Genomic DNA, 16,309 nt, shown 5'->3' on the forward strand with positions numbered 1-16,309 from the left:
TTTATTCTAAACGATTTGTTTCATTTTCTTGCCATGCAACGCCGGTGCAACGGGCGTGTTGCAAGTGGTCTGTGGTGTTTCAGGTATTGCCAATAAGGAATATGAAAAAACCCCGGGAAACTGGTTTATGATCTAACAGCACTATGATGCCTGAGGAATATATTGTTCAGGTGCATTCCGACCGCTAACAACCGACCCATGGTGTCCATGAACCGCGTACCGACCAGTCCCGATTTCATCGCCGATGCCTTGCAGCTGATCGCCTTGCCCGCCTGCGCCTGCGATGCCTGCGGCATGGTGGTCGCGGTGAATGGCGCCTTGAGCGCCTTGCTGGGCAGGGATGTGTCGGGCCGCCTGCTGGCCGACTGTTTTACGGACGCCTACCGCGCGTCGAGCAGCAGCATGCTGCGTGGCGCGCTGGGGGCGGCCGGGCGCGAGCGGCACTGGGACAGCAGCCTGGAGGGAATCGATGCGGCCATCGCCGTGCAGGTATGGGCCAAGCCGCTGCCGGCGGGCGATGGCTTGCCGGGTGCGACCCTGGTGTTTGCCGACATCAGCGTGCAGCAGCGCGACCAGCAAGCCTTGCGCAAGACCTTGCTGGAACAGCAGGCCATCCTGGAAAGCGCGGCCGTCGGCATCGTGTTTTCCAGAGGCGGCTTCATCGAGGAATGCAATATCCGTGCTGCCGAGATGCTCGGCTATGCGCGCCACCAGTTGACGGGCATGCCGGGCGCGGTGCTGTACCGCTCCGCCGAGCATTGCCGCATCCTGGGGCTGGAAGCGGCGCCGCTGCTGTCCAAGGGCAAGCCGTACCGCACCGAACTGGAATTGCGGCGCCAGGATGGCACGCTGTTCTGGAGCCGGCTGCACGGGCGCGCCGTCGATCCCTTGAATACGCATGACGGCACGGTCTGGATCATCGAAGATATCAGCGACCACCGGCGCGATGAAGACCAGCTGCGCCGCGCCATGCTGGAAATGCAGGCGGTGATGGACAACGCGCCGCTGGCCATCGGTTTTCAGCGCGACAAGGGCGTACTGCGCTACAACCGCCGCTTCGCCGAATGCTTCGGCTTTGATGGCGACAGCGGCGTGGGCCTGGCTGTCGCCGACCTGTACCCGTCGCGCGCGGCGTATGAAAACGTGGTGCGGCAAGCGTCGCCGCTGCTGCGGCGCGGCCAGCCGTTCCAGGGCGAGATGGAGATGCGCCGCCGCGACGGTTCCACGTTCTGGGCGCTGGCGTATGGCTACGTGCTGAACCCGGAGAGCCAGACCGACCGCGGCTTGCGCGACACGATCTGGCTGTTCGACGACCGTAGCGCGCAGAAGGCGGCCGAGGAGGCCACGCGCCAGCTGATGCTGGAGCAGCAGGCCATCCTCGACAATGCCTCCGTCGGCATCCTGTTTTCGCGTTCGCGCCTGGTCTTGCGCTGCAATCCCCGCTTCGCCGAAATGTTCGGCTACGCGCAGGAGGAGATGACGGGCCTGCCCGCCGCCGAGCTGTTTCCCTCGCCCGCCGCCTACGCAGCGTTTGGCGTGCAAGCCACACCACTGCTGGGGCAGGGCTTGCCGTACGAGCAGGATGAAGTGCTGTTCCGCCGCCGCGATGGCAGCCTGTTCTGGTGCCGCATCCGCGCCAAGGCCGTCGACCAGGAGCATAGTGAGCAGGGCACCATCTGGATACTCGAAGACGTCACGGACAGCCGCCAGGCGCAGATGGAAGTGGCGGCCATCATGACGAATGCCTCGGTGAGTATCCTGTATACCAAGAACCGCCAGATCACGCGCTACAACCTGGGCTTTGCCGCGATGTTCGGCTACAGCGGCGACGAGGCGCTGGGCCTGCCCGGGCGCGCGCTGTACGTATCGCAGCAGTCCTACGAGTTGCTGGGCGCGGCGGCCTTTCCTTTCCTGTCGGTGGCCAAGCCGTTCCAGACGGAAGTGGAAATGATGCGCCGCGACGGCAGCACCTTGTGGGCGCAGCTGATCGCCTATGTCGTCAATCCGGACGATCCCGCCGCCGGCACCATCTGGATCATCGAGGACCGCACGGAAGCGAAGCGCGCCGAAGAATCCTTGCGCAATGCGCTGCTGGAAAACCAGGCTATCCTCGACAGCGCCGTGCTGGGCATCTCGGTGGTGGAGGGCGGCTACAATTTGCGTGCCAACAGCAAGATGGAAGAGCTGTTCGGCTATGGACCCGGCGAGATCAACGGCCTGTCGGTGCAGGCCCTGTATCCGGACGTGGCGGCGTGGAAGATGGCACGCGGCGAGACGGCGCGCGACTTCGCGGCCGGCAGGGTGCACATGTCGGAATACCAGCTGGTGCGCAAGGATGGCAGCCGCTTCTGGGCGCGCCTGTCCGGCCGGCCGTTCGACCTGGCGCATGCGCATGGCCGTTCCGTGTGGCTGGTCGACGACGTGACGGCGCGCCGCGAGGCGGCCGAGGCGGTCCGCCGCGCGCGCGACGAACTGGAGCTGCGCGTGCACGAACGCACGGCTGAACTGGCCGGCGCCAATCTGCTGCTGCAGGGCGAGATCGCCGAGCGGCGCCAGGCCGAGGCGCGCGTGCATCACATGGCCTACCACGACAACCTGACGGGCTTGCCGAACCGCGCGTTGCTGTCGGACCGCCTGGAACGGGCCATGCTGGCCTCGCAGCGCTCCGGGCGCAAGCTGGCCGTGATGTTCATCGACCTGGACCGCTTCAAGACCATCAACGATTCGCTGGGCCACATGACGGGCGACGTGCTGCTCAAGGAAGTGGCTGCCCGGCTGTGCCGCGCGGTGCGCGCCAGCGACACGGTGGCGCGCCTGGGCGGCGATGAATTCGTCGTGCTGGTGCCGGGCATCCGCGACGCCGACGAGGCGGCGCGCGTGGCCGAGAAGGTCATCGAGGCGCTGACGCCCGCCTTTCCGCTCGATGGCCATGTGCTGCACGTCACGCCGTCGATCGGCATCTGCGTGTATCCGGACGATGGCGGCGATGTCGACGCCCTGATGCGCCATGCCGATGCGGCCATGTACCACGCCAAGGGCAATGGCCGCAATAATTACCAGTTCTTCACGCAGACGATGAACCAGGCGGCGGCCCTGCACTTCGACCTGGAAAGCAGCTTGCGCACGGCGCTGGCGCTGCAGCAGTTCGAACTGTTTTACCAGCCCATCATCGATATCGCCACGCGCCGCCTGCATGGCATGGAAGTGCTGCTGCGCTGGCGCCGTCCCGGCCATGGCCTGGTGCTGCCTGACCGCTTCATTCCCATCATGGAGGAAAACGGCTTGATCGTGCCGGTGGGCGAATGGGTCATGCGCCAGGCGTGCGAGCAAAGCATGGCCTGGCAGCGCCAGGGCTTGCAGCCCGTGCCCCTGGCGGTGAATTTGTCGCCGCGCCAGTTCATGCACAAGGGCCTGGTGGCGGCCATCGGCGACGTGGTGCGGGAAACGGGCATCGATCCGGCGCTGCTGGAATTCGAGATCACCGAGACGGCGCTGATGCAGCACGGCGAGCATACGCTGGAGATTTTGCGGCAGATTAATGGCATGGGCCTGCGCCTGTCGATTGACGATTTCGGTACCGGCTATTCCAGCCTGGCCTACCTGAAGCGCTTCCCCGTGAAAAAGGTCAAGATCGACCGTGCCTTCATCAAGGACCTGGAACACAGCGCGGAAGACCGCGCCATCGTGGCGGCCATCATCGCGCTGGCCGACAGCCTGCAATTGTCGACCGTGGCCGAGGGCGTGGAGACGGAAGAACAGTTCGCCCTGCTGCAGGCGAACGGCTGCCGCTATGCGCAGGGCTATCTGTTTTCCGCCCCCGTACCGGCGGTCAATGCGCAGGTGCTGTTGGAACGCGTGACATAAGCTGCTGCGCGTCGGTATAGGTAGCCTGCGATGCTCACCGTGCTCGAGCACGGCTGCGCTTCTCGGCCACCTCTACCTTCCGCTCGCGACGCTTCTGTCAGGCGTTCTTGAATAATTAATCGATGGTGGCGATGACGGGCGCGTGGTCGGATGGCTGTTCCCATTTCCGTGGCACGCGGTCGATCACGCAGGCCGTGCAGCGGGCAGCCAGGGCTGGCGAGAGCAGGATATGGTCGATGCGCAAGCCCTTGTTCAGGCGGAAGCCCAGCTGGCGATAATCCCACCAGCTGAACGATTTTTCCGCCTGCTCGAACAGGCGGAAGGCGTCCGTCAGGCCGATGTCGAACAGGCGCTGCAGGGCGGCGCGTTCCTTGTCCGAAACCAGCACCTGGCCGGCCCAGGCGACGGGGTCGTGCACGTCGCGGTCGTCGGGGGCGATATTGTAGTCGCCCACGACGGCCAGCTGCGGGTGCTGCAGCGCTTCTTCGGCCAGCCAGTCGTGCAGGGCGGACAGCCAGCCCAGTTTGTACTCGTATTTGTCCGATTCGATGCTCTGGCCGTTCGGCACGTAGGCGCAGACGACGCGCACGCCACCGATGGTCGCGGCCAGGATGCGCTGCTGCGCATCTTCATAGCGGGGATTGTTCTTCACCACGTCGGTGATCGGCAGCTTCGACAGGATGGCCACGCCGTTGTAGGTTTTCTGGCCGCTGAAGACCACCTGGTAACCAGCCGCCTCGATCTCGGCGACGGGGAACTTGTCATCCGTGAGTTTGGTCTCTTGCAAGCAGAGTATGTCGACCGGGTTGTCTGTCAGCCACTGCAGCACTTGCGGCAGGCGCACTTTGAGTGAGTTGACGTTCCAGGTGGCGAGTTTCATGGGAAAAATCCTTGCTTGAATAGGTATCGATAAGCGCGAATCTTACCGCATGCGTGTCGCCGGCGTGCTGCTTGCCGCTTGTCGCGCAAGCACCTTATTTTCCCACAGGGAAAAAGAGTGTTCATAAAGTATTTGTATTTAGCCAATCGTGGCGCATGAATATTATGTTTTTGTGTATGATTGATCAACCCCTGTGTTTGATTTGGCATAAGTGGCTGGCGTGGCAGACTGCGTCTCGCCGTTTAACGCGACAAAGGTGTAAAGTTTCTCGCTGAAACGCGATAAAAACTACTAAAATGGCACAATGTAACAACTGTGTCACACGGCTTTGTTACAGCCAAGTTGAGAACCGAACAGGAAGCAGTTGTAATTAGTTGTAATTGCTATTCCGATTACATGACCACTGTGCCGGGGCGGAGCGTCAGTTCCGTCCTTGGCGCCGCCAGACTTGTTATATAAATTGCAGTACTATATCTATGAGACTGTTTTGCGACATCAATAGATGGTACTATTTTGAAATGTTGCAGTTTTAATAGTGAGACTTGCGCGTAGCATTTGCAAAGGAAGAAAATGCGAACTGCATTTGAAGCGTGGGCGCAGCGTGACGGCCACATTGTGCGGCGAAGAGAAGACAAACCGGATGAGTACCTGATTTTCGAAACCCAGCGTCGCTGGGTTATCTGGCAGGCAGCTCTGACGCATGGCAAAACGGCGGCCAAGCCGCGCGTGAGCGCGGCCGAAAAGGCGGCGAAAGCCCAGCGCGCGCTGGAAATGTCCTCCGATGAGGCGACCGTGCGCAACAAGGTGCTCAATGAAGTGCTCGACGCCTTCAGCGGCGCCGATGGCGCTGCCGGCATGGAAGGCATACTGAAAGTGATCCAGGGCCTGAAGATGAAGCAGAAGGCACTGGCCGACGACAAGAGCGAAGATTCAACGGCTTGAGGGGACGGCGATGCGTTATCGACACTACAAGGGCGGCATTTATGAACTGGTGTGCGAAGCCACGCTGGAGGCGGATCTGACGCCGATGATCGTGTATCGCGCTGCGGACGGTTCCATCTGGACCCGGCCGAAAGACGTGTTTTTTCAACTGATCGAAGTCGACGGCGTCATGGTCCAGCGTTTCGCTCCCATCAACTGATGGCCGCCTGCGTGCGTGCCCGGGATTATTTCATGCGTAAATTGCTGCCTGCCGCTTTGGTGCTGGGCTTTGCCTGCACTGCGGCGCATGCCGAAACCATCGGTTCGGTCGACACCGTGTTCAAACTGATCGGCCCTGACCACAAGATCGTCGTCGAAGCCTACGACGATCCCCGTGTCGCTGGCGTCAGCTGCTATCTGTCGCGCGCCAAGACCGGTGGCATCAAGGGCGCCGTCGGCCTGGCCGAGGACAAGGCCGATGCGGCCGTCGCCTGCCGCCAGGTCGGGCCGCTGCAATTCAAGGGCAAGCTGCCGCGCCAGGAAGAAGTGTTTACCGAGCGTGCCTCGATCTTCTTCAAGCATGTGCGCGTGGTGCGCATGGTCGACAGCAAGCGCAATGCGCTGGTCTACCTCGTGTATTCCGACCGCCTGATCGAGGGCAGCCCGAAAAACAGCGTCACCGCCGTCGCCGTGCCCGGCGACCAGCCGATTCCCGTGCGTTAAGCGAGCTACCCATGCGTGTGCCGCTGTCTGCCCCCCTTGCCGCCTTTGCCGCCGGGGCGCTGCTGTTCGCGCTGGGCGGCTGCGCCACATTGACCGGCAATACCGAGCAGATGGTGCTGGTACAAACCATCCAGGACAACCGCGAGCTCAATGGCGCCGGCTGCATCCTCAGCAACGACGTGGGCAAATGGTTCGTCACCACGCCGGGGCGCATTACCATCCGCAAGAGCCCGGAGCCTCTGAAGGTCGATTGCCGCAAGCACGGTTCACCCGCCATCGCCACGGACGATCACATCGATCCCAAGCTCAATGGCAGCGTCTGGGGCAATGTCATCCTGACCCTGGGCGTCGGTTATTTCGTCGACCGCAACACGGGCGCCGGTTTTGATTATCCATCGATTTTGACCATCGTCATGCAAGACCCGGCCCGTCTGGCGCCGCCGCCCGCGCCGGTTTCCGCGCCGCTGCCAGCTGCCGCCGTGCCGGAAACGGTGGTGCAGCCGAAGTTAGCGCCATCGCCTTTGCCCAATCCCGTCGTCTACTGATTAATACGCCACGCATGAAAAAACCGCCATGGTCAGTGACCATGGCGGCTGCCTTCTTACGTAACGACGCCTGACAAAACCGTAGCGAGCGGGAGCTAGTGGTGGCCGAGAAGCGCAGCTGTACTTTATGTACAGCGAGCATCGCCGGCCGCCAATAGCCCCGCGCAGTAGGTTTGGTCTGGCGTTCTCTTACACGCGGTTGATGAGGAACGTCGTCAGCAGGGGCACTGGACGGCCGGTCGCGCCTTTTGCGCCGCCCGATTTCCATGCCGTGCCGGCGATGTCCAGATGCGCCCAGGTGTACTTCTTGGTGAAGTTTTCCAGGAACGCCGCTGCCGTCACCGAACCGCCGCCTGGCGTGCCGATGTTCGCCAGGTCGGCGAAGTTCGACTTCAGCTGTTCGTTGTAGGCTTCTTCGATCGGCATGCGCCATGCCGTGTCGCTCGACTGCTTGCCCGCTGCCAGCAGTTCATTGGCCAGCTGGTCATGCGCTGCATCGCTGCGCGTAAACAGGCCGCTGTTGTGGTGGCCCAGAGCGACGACGCAAGCACCCGTCAGGGTGGCGATATCGACCACGGCTGCCGGCTTGAAGCGTTCGGCGTAGGTCAGCGCGTCGCACAGCACCAGACGGCCTTCGGCATCGGTATTGAGCACTTCGATGGTCAGGCCGTTCATCGAGGTGACGATGTCGCCCGGCTTGGTGGCGCGGCCCGACGGCATATTTTCGCACGCGGCGATGACGCCGATGACGTTCAGCTTCAGGTTCATTTCGCCGATGGCGCGGAAGGTGCCCAGTACCGAGGCGGCGCCGCACATGTCGTACTTCATTTCATCCATGCCAGGACCGGCCTTGATCGAAATGCCGCCCGTGTCGAAGGTGATGCCCTTGCCGACCAGGACCACTGGCGCATCCTTGGCCTTGCCGCCCATGTGCTTCAGGACGATGAATTTCGGCGGCTGTTCGCTGCCGTTGGTGACGGACAGGAAGCTGCCCATTTTCAGCGCTTCGAGCTGTTTGCGGTCCAGCACTTCGACTTCAAACTTGTAATCCTTGGCCAGCTGCTTGGCCGTGTTGGCCAGGTAGGTCGGATTGGCGACGTTGGCAGGCAGGTCGCCCAGGTTGCGCGTCAGGTCGGAACCGTTGGCAATGGCGATGGCTTGCGCCAGCGCGCCGCGCGTGGCGGCCGTTGCTGGAGCCGCCAGGACGATCTTGCGCACGCCTGCTGGCGCCGGATCTTTTTTGCTTTTTTGCGAGTCGCAGCGGTATTCGCTGTCGTGGGCGGCTTGCACCACGCAACGGATTGCCCAATTTACGTCGCGCTCTTTCACTTCCGTCAGCGGTAATGCGATAATGGCGTCCGCAGCGCCCAGCGAGCCGAAAGCCTTGAGGGCCGCTTGTACACCGGTAGCGAAGCTTTTTTCGCTGACAGTTTCATCGCTGCCCATGCCTACCAGCAGAACACGTTCGGCGGCGACGCCATCGACAGCGCGCAGCAGCAAGGTGCTGCCTGGCTTGCCGCTGATGTCGCCGGACTTCAGCGCAGCCGAAATCGCACCCTTGCTGTCCAGCGATTTTGCCGCTGGCGACAGTTTTTTGTTTTCGAATACCGCAACCGCGATGCATCCGCTTTTGGCCGTGCCGAGGGTGCTCTTGGTATCGAATGCTTTTATGCTAAAGTCCATTTGGTTCTCCGTTTTCATTTACTAGTAACGTGTTACTCAACTAACTGACCCGAATTATAAACTCCGAATGATCTTTCAACGCGCCCTTCGACGTGAATTGGCTAGTGCCGCCGGGGCCACCTTCACTGTTTTGTTCAGCATCCTGCTCACCTGGATGCTGATCGGTATTCTCGGCAAGGCGGCGGGCGGCAAGATTGCGTCGGCCGACGTCATGTCGCTGATGGTTTTTTCCGCCCTGATGCAGCTGCCCACCATCATCATCCTTACCGGTTTCATTTCGGTGCTGATGGTCGTCACGCGCAGCTACAAGGAGTCGGAGATGGTGGTGTGGTTCGCCTCCGGCCTGAGCCTGTCGCGCTGGATCTGGCCCGTGCTCAGCTTCGGCCTGCCGCTGGTGCTGGCTACCGGTGTCCTGAGCCTGTACGCCACGCCGTGGGCGCAAAAGAAAAGCGATGAATATGTGGCGCGCTTTGAAAAGCGCGAAGACCTGCAGAAAGTCACGCCGGGCCAGTTCCGCGAATCGGCCGGCAGCAACCGCATCTTCTTCGTCGAGGGCGTCAGCGGCGAGAAGAACGTGGTGCAGAACGTCTTCGTCAATACCGTCGATGCAAAAGGCAGCGCCGTCGTCGTCGTCGCCAAGGAAGGCGTGATCAATACCGACGCCAAGGGCGAACGCTTCCTGGTGCTCAAGAGCGGCCGCCGCTACCAGGGCGTGCCGACGCAGGCGGACTTCCAGACCATGGAATTCGAGCAGTACATCATGCGCATCGAGAGCAAGCAGCAGGAATTGGGCGCGGAACTGGGCGTGCGTGCGATGAGCACCATGGCCCTCATCGCCAATCCGAATCCCTACACCATGGCCGAATTGCTGTGGCGCGTCAGTGCGCCCATGATCGGCCTGATGCTGATCCTGCTGGCCATTCCACTGGGCTTTGTCAATCCGCGCGCCGGCAGTTCGGCCAACCTGATCGTGGCCCTGCTGATTTTCTTTACGTACAGCAACCTTATCAAGGTCGTCGAAGCGAGCGTGAAACAGGGGCGCCTGACATTCGGCCTGGCCTGGTGGCCGCTGCACCTGCTGGCGGCACTGGCCGTGGTGGCGCTGTTTGCGTGGCGCCTGAATGTGAATCACCGCTATCATCCGCTGGTTCTGCTGGCGTCCTTCAAGCGCGCGCGCCGCGCCGGCAAACCAAGTAAAGCGGTATCGAAATGAAGATTTTACAGCGCTATTTTGCGGTCTCGATATTCCAGGCGGTGCTGTTCGTGCTGCTCGCCTTTTTGGCACTGCAAGCCTTCATCGACCTGACGGGCGAGCTGCCCAAGGTGGGCCGCAACGGCTACACCATCCAGTATGCCTTCCTGTATGTGCTGGTGCTGGTGCCGGGGCATGTGTACGAGGTGATGCCGATCGCGGCACTGATCGGCACGATCTACACGATGGCGCAGTTTGCGGCCAGCTCCGAATTTACCATCATGCGCGCCTCGAGCATGTCGACGGCGATGGCGGCCGGTTTCCTGTTCCGCATCGGTATCGTCTTCGTCGTCATCACCTTCATCTTTGGTGAGCTGATCACGCCGCGCACCGAGCCGCTGGCCGAACGCCTCAAGCTGACGTCGCGCGGCGCGGCCGTGTCGAGCGAATTTCGCTCGGGCCTGTGGACCAAGGACATGGTCAAGAGCGACGGCCTGACGGGCACCGTCACCGGTTCGCGCTTTTTCAATGTGGGCGAAGCGCGTCCGGACGGCCAGCTGAAAAACGTCAAGCTGTACGAGTTTGATACCGATATGCGTTTGCGCACCCTGACCGTGGCCAAGGGGGCGACATATCAGGGCAATAATATCTGGCGCCTGACCGACGTGACGGAAACCTCGTTCTCGAACAGCGCGGCGACCTCGCCCGGCTTTGAACCGAAGCTGGCGAACTATTTTGGGCAGGAAACGAGCCTGGTGCGCACGGTGCAGAGCGCGAGCAAGGACATGACGTCGGAAGTGACGCCGAAGATCCTGACAGTGTCGGCTTCCGATCCCGAGCGCATGTCGGCCAGCGAACTGGCCGTGTACACGCGCCACCTGGCCGAGAACAAGCAGGAAACCGAGCGTTTCCGCATCGCCTTCTGGAAAAAGCTGATCGATCCGCTGGCCATCTTCGTGCTGATGGCGCTGGCGCTGCCATTTGCCTACATGCACACGCGCAGCGGCGGCATCAGCCTGAAGATCTTCATCGGCATCATGATCGGCGTTAGCTTCATGCTGGTCAACACCCTGTTTTCGCATCTTGGGTTGCTCAGTACCTGGCCGGCCTTCCTGACGGCGGTGGCGCCGAGTACCCTGTATCTGCTGCTGGCGCTGGGCGCCTTGTGGTGGGTGGAAAGACACTAATGGAGACGAACGTGCAACAGGCACTGATCTTGTTTGCCCATGGCGCGCGCGCCGCATCGTGGGCCGCGCCCTTCGAGCGCCTGCGTGATCTGAGCGCCGCGCGCATGCCCGGCACCAGCGTGCACTTGGCCTTCCTGGAGCTGATGACGCCGCGCCTGCCCGAACTGGTGGCGAGCCTGCTGGCCGAGCTGCCCACCGGCGCCATCCTGGACGTCACCGTGGTGCCGGTGTTCCTGGGGCAGGGCGGGCATGTGCTGCGCGACTTGCCGCTGTTGCTGGAAGAGCTGCGCCAGCAGCATCCGGCACTGCGCCTGAAGGTGGTCGAGGCGGTGGGTGAGAACGCCAGCGTGCTCGCTGCCATCGCCGATTACTGCGTGGCGGCGCCAGGCTCCAGCCCTCGCCCTTGAGCGGCATCGACATCGTCTACCTGTGGGTTGACGGCGCCGATCCCGCATGGCGCACGCGCCGGCAGCACGCCTATGCCGCCTGGGCGCAGGCGCATCCCGGCCAACTGGCCCTGCATGGCAACGTGGCGGGGCGCTATCGCGACAACGGCGAACTGCGCTACAACCTGCGCGCGCTCGAGCGCTTCTTCCCCGGCCATGGACACATCTACCTGCTGACGGACCGGCAAGTGCCCCACTGGCTGCGCGTCTCACCGCGCCTGACGGTGATCGACCATGCCAGCCTGATGCCCGATGCCTCCCTGCCCGTGTTCGACTCCGGCCATATCGAATCGTACCTGCACCATATTCCCGGCTTGTCCGAACGTTTCCTGTACCTGAACGACGACGTTTTTTTTGGCGCGCCGTTCGAGCCCGCGTTCTGGTTCGGGGAGGAAGGGGAGGGGCGTCTGAGCGTGTTTACTGAGAGTGCGCTGCAGCCCGATTTGCAGGGCTTGCGCGCCGACGTGGCGGCGCCCATCAATTGCGCCACCTTGTCGCGGCAATGGCTGTCGGCGCAGTACGCCGATTACCGGCATGAACCGCGCCTGTATGCACATGCGCCGCGGCCCATGCTGAAAAGCGCGCTGCATGAATTGGAAGGGCTGGCGCCGGCCATGTTTGCCGGCGTGCGCGCGACGGTGTTCCGCTCCTGGCAGGTGCCGGCATTGCTGCCCGACCTGGTGCCGCGCTGGATGGTGCATCTGGGCGTGGCGCGGGCGCGCATGCTCGACCCGCTGCATATCGCCAGCGGCGATGTGGATGCGCCGCAGCAGCTCGAGGCGCTGGCGGCACGTTTCGGCCGTTTGCCGTTTTTCTGTATCAACGATACCTGCGACGAGGCCGAGGATGACGATCCGCGCCTGCTGCGCGTGGCCGCGACCTTGCAACGGCTGCTGCCGCTGCCGTCTGCCTTTGAAATTTGAAGACGCTTAAGCCGCTTTTTTCTTCGGCGCCAGGCTGATGCGGGCGGCGGCCGTGCTGTCGGACAGCGACGCGAGAAACAGCAGCAAATAGGCGCCCAGTTCGAAGACTTCCTCGCCCAGCAGCGCGTAAGCATCCGGCATGCCGTGAAATACCTTCTTGTCGAAGGGCCAGCCAGCGACCATCAGCAAGCCGCCGATGGCCGTCAGGATGGTGATGCGCATGCTGAAAATCAGGCCTGCATGGGCAAACACCTTGCGCGCGCGCGGTGCAAAAAAGATCAGCACGCGTATCAGGATCAGCAATTCCACCACGCGCAGGGCTTTTTCCAGTTGCGCCCAAGCGGGCGCCGTGCCGAACTGGTCGATATCGAGTTCGCGCAGCAGGAAGCCGAACAGCAGGGCCGACAAGCCCGCATGCATGAGGAAACGCAGGGACTGGCGGTCAGGCTCTTGCCACGCGCGCACGCCGTGCACCGTGCAGGCCAGGGCCAGGAACAGCGCCTGCAGCCATTCCAGCAAATGGTTTTCATCGTCGATATTCGGGAACACCGTCCACAGGGCGATGGAGGCGAGCATGCTTAGCAGCACTGCGCTGGCGACGCCGACATTGCTGCGGCTGAGCGAAGTCAGGGCTTCGCGCATGGAAGTGAAATTCATGGTTGGATCGTAAGGCTAAAGTTGCGCGGCGGCGGTATTGCAGCCTGCGGGCGCAGCTTTTTTCGGGGAGACTGCTGCGCGGTTCCCGTCAACGGGGAGGCCGCACAGCAAGCGCTATGGCGGGTTGTAGCGGGGATTTCATTGCTATTACGCAATAACTTCTCGAGAAAAGATGCGTGAGCATCGTATCATGTTTCTTTTGAAGACGTCGGTTACTGACTTTAAAGTCGGTAAAATACGCTGTATTTATTCAGGCATGGCGCGCCAGAACAGCAGCGTCATCTACGATGGACTGATGCGCGCGTGCGGCCATGGCGTCGCCCAGCATCACCAGCACGGGGCCGTGGGTATCGCCCAGGCCATGCGCCAGGGCGCTCAGCGTGAGGCGCACGATGCGCTGGTCCGGGCGGCTGCAGTTTTCGATCACCACCACGGGCGTGTCAACGCGCCGGCCCTGGGCCAGCAGGCGCTGCGCCGTGGCAATGGCTTCTCGCCCGCCCATGTATTGCACCAAGGTATCGCAGTCGGGAATGCGCGTCTGCTCCGGTTCGCCCGGCGCCGTGCTGGAGGTAAAGAAGGCCACGCTGCGCGAGACGCCGCGCTTGGTCAGCGGTTGCTGTGTGGCCGCTGCGGCAGCCAGTGCCGTGGTAATGCCGGGCACCACTTCGACGGCGATGCCCGCTTCTTCCAGTGCCCGCAGCTCCTCGTCGGCACGGCCGAACAGCATGGGGTCGCCGCCTTTCAGGCGCACCACGACGGCGTGCTTGCGCGCATTGTCGACCAGTTGCTTGTTGATGAACGCTTGCGCCGTCGACAACTGGCCGCAGCGCTTGCCGACAAGAATTTTTTGCGCCTGCGGGCACAGCTCCAGCATCTCTTCGGTGACCAGCGCGTCGTGCAGCACGACGTCCGCTTGCGCCAGCAGGCGCGCGCCGCGCAAGGTCATCAGGTCTTGTGCGCCGGGGCCGGCGCCGATCAGGTAGACCTTGCCGGGTAGAGATGGGGAGTTGTTCATGGTGCTTGCCTTCCTCAGTCGAGACGGATCATTCCCGCCGCGACGGTCTGGTGGGTCACTTCATCGATCAGGATAAACGCACCCGTGGCGCGGATATCGGCATACGCGTCGGCCGCCAGCGCCTGCTGCACGTTCAGGCTGATGCGCGCGATATCGTTCAGCTTGAGGCCTTCGGCAGGATGGCGCTGTTGCGTATTGATATCGAGAATCGACTCGATCGCCGTCACCTTGGCCGCCGTCTGTTTCGTGCCGTGCTTGATCCAGTACTTGCGGCGCAGGTCCAGCGCGTCTTCCGACAGCCAGCACACGTCGGCCACCACTGTTTTCAGCAGGGTGGCAGGGCGGTCCGCTCCAGCCAGCAGGTCGCCGCGCGAAATATCGAGGTACTCATTCAGCAGCAGGGTCACCGACTGGCCCACCACGGCCGTCGGCAGCGAGCCGTCCAGCGTGACGATATCCTTGACTGTTGCCGTCTGGCCAGACGGCTGCACCACCAGGGTGTCGCCGATGCTGACCTTGCCCGCTTCGATGCGGCCCATGTAGCCGCGGAAGTCGTTCGCTTCGTGGCCGTTGTGGCGCGCCACCAGTTGCACCGGGAAGCGGAAAGGCGTGTCGTGCGATTCGTCGTAGACGGACAGTGATTCAAGCAGCTCGATCAGGGTCGGGCCCGTGTACCAGCCCAGCTTGTCGCCGCGTTCGACGACGTTGTCGCCTGTCAATGCCGACAATGGAATCGGCGTGATGTCCTTCAAGCCCAGCGACTGTGCAAATTCGCGGTAGGCTGCCACGATGCGGTTGTACACCGTTACGTCATAGTCGACCAGGTCCATCTTGTTGACGGCGACGACCACGTGCTCGATCTGCAGCAAGTGGGCAATCGTCGAATGGCGCTTGGTCTGGATCAGCAATTCCACGCTGCCGTCGTCACCGAGTTTGACTTTCGACACGTCGATCAGGATGATGACGGCGTCGGCCGTCGAGGCGCCCGTGACCATGTTGCGCGTGTACTGTTCATGGCCCGGCGTGTCGGCGATGATGAATTTGCGTTTCGGCGTGGCGAAATAACGGTAGGCCACGTCGATGGTGATGCCTTGCTCGCGTTCCGCTTCCAGGCCGTCCGTCAGCAGCGACAGGTCGACCGTGTCGCCCACCGTGCGCTTGTGCTTGGAGCGCGACATGGCGTCGAGCTGGTCGGCGAAGATGCCCTTGCTGTCGAACAGCAAACGGCCGATCAGGGTGCTCTTGCCGTCATCGACGGAACCGGCCGTGATAAAACGCAACATGCCGCGCTCTAAACTGTCGGTGGAGGTGGTGTTCTGGATTGCTGCGTTCATTAGAAATACCCTGCTTTCTTGCGTTTTTCCATCGAGGCTTCGGAAGTCTGGTCATCCATGCGGGTGGCGCCCCGTTCCGTGATTTGCGTGATTGCCGTCTCGGCAATGATGGCGTCGACCGTTGCCGCATCGGACGAGACGGGGCAGGTGCACGAGATATCGCCCACCGTGCGGAAGCGCACGACCTGCGTTTCCACCGTCTCGCCTTCGCGTGGCGGCGTCAGATCCGTCAGCGGCACCAATAAACCGTTGCGCGGGATCACCTGGCGCTCGTGCGCAAAGTAGATCGGCGGCAATTCCAGCTTTTCGCGGGCGATGTATTGCCACACGTCCAATTCGGTCCAGTTCGAGATGGGGAAGACGCGCATGTTTTCGCCGGGATGCACGCGCGTGTTATACAAATCCCACAATTCGGGACGCTGGGCTTTCGGGTCCCAGGCGCCGAATTCGTCGCGGAACGAGAAGATGCGTTCCTTGGCGCGGGCCTTTTCTTCATCGCGGCGCGCGCCGCCGATGCAGGCATCGAATTTGTATTCAGCAATGGTTTCCAGCAAGGTCACGGCTTGCGCTGCATTGCGCGAATCCGTGGCCGGGTTGCGCAGGCGCACCGTGCCGCGCTGGATCGAGTCTTCCACGGAGCCGATGATCAGGCGTTCGCCCAGCTCGGCCACTTTCTTGTCACGGAAAGTGATGACTTCCGGAAAGTTGTGGCCCGTGTCGATATGCACGAGGGGAAATGGAAACTTGCCTGGACGGAAGGCTTTCTCGGCCAGGCGCAGCAGGACGACGGAATCCTTGCCGCCGGAAAACAGCAGCGCAGGATTGGCCGATTCGGCCGCCACTTCGCGCAGGATGTGGATGGCTTCCGATTCAAGGCTGTCGAGGTGACGCTGGTTCAAAATATTGCTCATATGGGTGCTTTCTTGTTCTGCTGAGTCT

The 16,309-nt window shown here is 62.2% G+C and carries 14 protein-coding genes and 1 pseudogene; 9 read left to right on the top strand and 6 right to left on the bottom strand.

Annotated elements, in window-relative coordinates; genetic code table 11:
- Positions 1-207: 207 nt before the first annotated feature.
- Positions 208-3,864 (top strand): sensor domain-containing protein, encoded by a 3,657-nt coding sequence (locus CNX70_RS08785; RefSeq protein ID WP_096238346.1) that lies wholly within the window; start codon positions 208-210, stop codon positions 3,862-3,864.
- Positions 3,865-3,979: 115 nt separating this feature from the next.
- Here the strand turns inward: CNX70_RS08785 and xth are convergent, their stop codons facing one another.
- Complete coding sequence (gene xth / locus CNX70_RS08790; protein ID WP_096234394.1) at positions 3,980-4,744, bottom strand: exodeoxyribonuclease III; 765 nt, start codon at positions 4,742-4,744, stop codon at positions 3,980-3,982.
- 570 nt (positions 4,745-5,314) lie between these two features.
- Here xth and CNX70_RS08795 point away from each other — a divergent pair.
- The 4 genes from CNX70_RS08795 to CNX70_RS08810 are packed head-to-tail and all read left to right on the top strand — an operon-like array spanning position 5,315 to position 6,933.
- The gene (locus tag CNX70_RS08795) at positions 5,315-5,686 is read left to right on the top strand and encodes a phiTE_015 family protein (RefSeq protein WP_096234395.1); all 372 of its coding nucleotides are present in this window, start codon (positions 5,315-5,317) and stop codon (positions 5,684-5,686) included.
- Between the two features lie 10 nt (positions 5,687-5,696).
- Positions 5,697-5,885 (top strand): DUF1653 domain-containing protein, encoded by a 189-nt coding sequence (locus tag CNX70_RS08800; RefSeq protein ID WP_071078859.1) that lies wholly within the window; start codon positions 5,697-5,699, stop codon positions 5,883-5,885.
- A 32-nt stretch (positions 5,886-5,917) separates the two neighbouring features.
- Positions 5,918-6,388, top strand: a complete 471-nt coding sequence (locus tag CNX70_RS08805) for a CreA family protein (protein ID WP_071079295.1) — start codon at positions 5,918-5,920, stop codon at positions 6,386-6,388.
- 11 nt (positions 6,389-6,399) lie between these two features.
- On the top strand, positions 6,400-6,933 hold the full coding sequence (locus tag CNX70_RS08810; RefSeq protein WP_208624508.1) for a hypothetical protein: 534 nt from the start codon (positions 6,400-6,402) through the stop codon (positions 6,931-6,933).
- A gap of 189 nt (positions 6,934-7,122) precedes the next feature.
- Here the strand turns inward: CNX70_RS08810 and CNX70_RS08815 are convergent, their stop codons facing one another.
- Positions 7,123-8,616 (bottom strand): leucyl aminopeptidase, encoded by a 1,494-nt coding sequence (locus CNX70_RS08815; protein WP_096234396.1) that lies wholly within the window; start codon positions 8,614-8,616, stop codon positions 7,123-7,125.
- Between the two features lie 67 nt (positions 8,617-8,683).
- Here CNX70_RS08815 and lptF point away from each other — a divergent pair, with 67 nt between their 5' ends.
- Genes lptF through CNX70_RS08835 form a run of 4 tightly spaced genes read left to right on the top strand, consistent with a single transcriptional unit; the run spans position 8,684 to position 12,364 of the window.
- Complete coding sequence (gene lptF / locus CNX70_RS08820; RefSeq protein WP_096234397.1) at positions 8,684-9,829, top strand: LPS export ABC transporter permease LptF; 1,146 nt, start codon at positions 8,684-8,686, stop codon at positions 9,827-9,829.
- The gene (lptG, locus tag CNX70_RS08825) at positions 9,826-10,995 is read left to right on the top strand and encodes an LPS export ABC transporter permease LptG (protein WP_096234398.1); all 1,170 of its coding nucleotides are present in this window, start codon (positions 9,826-9,828) and stop codon (positions 10,993-10,995) included. Before lptF ends, lptG begins: the two co-directional genes overlap by 4 nt.
- Positions 10,995-11,402, top strand: a complete 408-nt coding sequence (locus CNX70_RS08830) for a sirohydrochlorin chelatase (RefSeq protein WP_096234399.1) — start codon at positions 10,995-10,997, stop codon at positions 11,400-11,402. Before lptG ends, CNX70_RS08830 begins: the two co-directional genes overlap by 1 nt.
- Positions 11,399-12,364 (top strand): stealth family protein, encoded by a 966-nt coding sequence (locus CNX70_RS08835; RefSeq protein ID WP_096234400.1) that lies wholly within the window; start codon positions 11,399-11,401, stop codon positions 12,362-12,364. Before CNX70_RS08830 ends, CNX70_RS08835 begins: the two co-directional genes overlap by 4 nt.
- A 6-nt stretch (positions 12,365-12,370) precedes the next feature.
- Here the strand turns inward: CNX70_RS08835 and CNX70_RS08840 are convergent, their stop codons facing one another.
- The 4 genes and pseudogenes from CNX70_RS08840 to cysD form a co-directional block, all read right to left on the bottom strand.
- On the bottom strand, positions 12,371-13,021 hold the full coding sequence (locus CNX70_RS08840) for a hypothetical protein (protein WP_157750957.1): 651 nt from the start codon (positions 13,019-13,021) through the stop codon (positions 12,371-12,373).
- A 250-nt stretch (positions 13,022-13,271) separates the two neighbouring features.
- Complete coding sequence (gene cobA, locus CNX70_RS08845; protein WP_096234402.1) at positions 13,272-14,036, bottom strand: uroporphyrinogen-III C-methyltransferase; 765 nt, start codon at positions 14,034-14,036, stop codon at positions 13,272-13,274.
- Positions 14,037-14,050: 14 nt separating this feature from the next.
- On the bottom strand, positions 14,051-15,370 hold the full coding sequence (locus tag CNX70_RS08850) for a sulfate adenylyltransferase subunit 1 (protein ID WP_096234403.1): 1,320 nt from the start codon (positions 15,368-15,370) through the stop codon (positions 14,051-14,053).
- Positions 15,370-16,287, bottom strand: a pseudogene (gene cysD / locus CNX70_RS28825) (sulfate adenylyltransferase subunit CysD); the annotation flags it as partial. The gene CNX70_RS08850 and the pseudogene cysD, both read right to left, overlap by 1 nt.
- Between the last annotated feature and the right edge of the window lie 22 nt (positions 16,288-16,309).

It is taken from the genome of Janthinobacterium svalbardense (assembly GCF_002327145.1).
GTDB classification, from domain to species: Bacteria; Pseudomonadota; Gammaproteobacteria; order Burkholderiales; family Burkholderiaceae_D; genus Janthinobacterium; species Janthinobacterium tructae.

Coding starts and splice junctions, on each gene's coding strand:
- CNX70_RS08850 (WP_096234403.1), bottom strand. CDS start 15,370: ATGAACGCAGCAATCCAGAACACCACCTCCACCGACAGTTTAGAGCGC.
- CNX70_RS08795 (WP_096234395.1), top strand. CDS start 5,315: ATGCGAACTGCATTTGAAGCGTGGGCGCAGCGTGACGGCCACATTGTG.
- cobA (WP_096234402.1), bottom strand. CDS start 14,036: ATGAACAACTCCCCATCTCTACCCGGCAAGGTCTACCTGATCGGCGCC.
- lptG (WP_096234398.1), top strand. CDS start 9,826: ATGAAGATTTTACAGCGCTATTTTGCGGTCTCGATATTCCAGGCGGTG.
- xth (WP_096234394.1), bottom strand. CDS start 4,744: ATGAAACTCGCCACCTGGAACGTCAACTCACTCAAAGTGCGCCTGCCG.
- lptF (WP_096234397.1), top strand. CDS start 8,684: ATGATCTTTCAACGCGCCCTTCGACGTGAATTGGCTAGTGCCGCCGGG.
- CNX70_RS08830 (WP_096234399.1), top strand. CDS start 10,995: ATGGAGACGAACGTGCAACAGGCACTGATCTTGTTTGCCCATGGCGCG.
- CNX70_RS08785 (WP_096238346.1), top strand. CDS start 208: ATGAACCGCGTACCGACCAGTCCCGATTTCATCGCCGATGCCTTGCAG.
- CNX70_RS08800 (WP_071078859.1), top strand. CDS start 5,697: ATGCGTTATCGACACTACAAGGGCGGCATTTATGAACTGGTGTGCGAA.
- CNX70_RS08810 (WP_208624508.1), top strand. CDS start 6,400: ATGCGTGTGCCGCTGTCTGCCCCCCTTGCCGCCTTTGCCGCCGGGGCG.
- CNX70_RS08815 (WP_096234396.1), bottom strand. CDS start 8,616: ATGGACTTTAGCATAAAAGCATTCGATACCAAGAGCACCCTCGGCACG.
- CNX70_RS08805 (WP_071079295.1), top strand. CDS start 5,918: ATGCGTAAATTGCTGCCTGCCGCTTTGGTGCTGGGCTTTGCCTGCACT.
- CNX70_RS08840 (WP_157750957.1), bottom strand. CDS start 13,021: ATGAATTTCACTTCCATGCGCGAAGCCCTGACTTCGCTCAGCCGCAGC.